General features: G+C 40.3%; 1 tRNA gene. It reads right to left on the bottom strand.

What is annotated here, in order from left to right:
- Positions 1 to 1,104 precede the first annotated feature (1,104 nt).
- Positions 1,105 to 1,177 (bottom strand) — tRNA-Lys (locus tag HPS55_RS14030).
- Positions 1,178 to 1,195 lie beyond the last annotated feature (18 nt).

Raw genomic sequence — 1,195 nt, 5'->3', positions numbered from 1 at the left:
TTCCCGGGGTGCCGCTTCGCTCTGCCCCGGGCTATGTGCTCGTTGCCCCGACGGGGCGCATCCATCCTATATCCGAGTGATTATGTAGTTTGATTCTGTTGAGCAACTTATTAAAATACAGAATATGACATTGTTGCAATTGAGTAATTTCGTATTTTAACGACTCCGCTCATATAACGTTCATTTTTGAGATACAATATAAAAAGTCAATTATTTAAATATCATACAGTTATTGCTAAATTTAATGCTATTTTGATACTAAAAATGAACCACAAATTATGGCCACCATAGCTGTTGGGGGACAAAAAGACTGTTTGAATTCTCCGTTTTATCGATTTAACATATGTTAATGGGTACATCGGGACTGCCAATTCTCCGTTTTCTTCGTTTTGCATGCTGCGTAATATGTTTACAGAGTGAAGCTGGGTATATCACGTCAAGCCTTTTTTAATGGAAGGAATACAGATGTGCTGCATGCGCTTTTTTCTTACAAAAAAACACATCTGCGGAGAATTGAAAACGGAGAATCTCCGAAAAACAAGGTATACAACTGCTTCTTATATATTGTAAGCAAATATTTTATATTCCAATCTGTTATATATAATATATATATTATATATAACAGATTGGAATATAGCATACGGGAATCGTATATGGCGAATACCTTGTTTCCCAATTCTCCGAATTCTCCGTCTTTGAAATCACACCAATTATATTGACATGAACGATACTTTATGTTGCAACATACTCATGAGAGGTATACATTGCATCATCCGTGAAAGTCGCGGCCCGGCAGGGTGTTTTACGGTGCGTTTGTACCTTACTGCGGGGAAATAAGGTGTGTGGTGCAGTCGTAAGAAATACCGACATTATTTTGGGAAAAACGGAGAATTGGCAGTCCCGATGTACCCATTAACATATGTTAAATCGACAAAACGGAGAATTCAAACAGTCTTTTCGTCCCCAAAACAGCCTTTTGGAGAATACGTTTCGTCCTTTCGGAGAATTGGCCGTAGCCGGCATAAAGAGCGTTTTCCGCGGAATACTTCCGATCTGTAAGGTGTTGATACAAAAAAAGAGGGCGGTCGTTTCCGCTCTCTTTTGTACGCCTGCAGGGGCTCGAACCCTGGACACCCTGATTAAGAGTCAGGTGCTCTACCAACTGAGCTACAAGCGCATCGCGTTGTCTTTTTCG

It is taken from the genome of Xylanibacter rodentium (genome assembly GCF_013166575.1).
Classification (GTDB): domain Bacteria; phylum Bacteroidota; class Bacteroidia; order Bacteroidales; family Bacteroidaceae; genus Prevotella; species Prevotella rodentium.
This window is presented reverse-complemented; position numbering and strand designations above follow the sequence as displayed.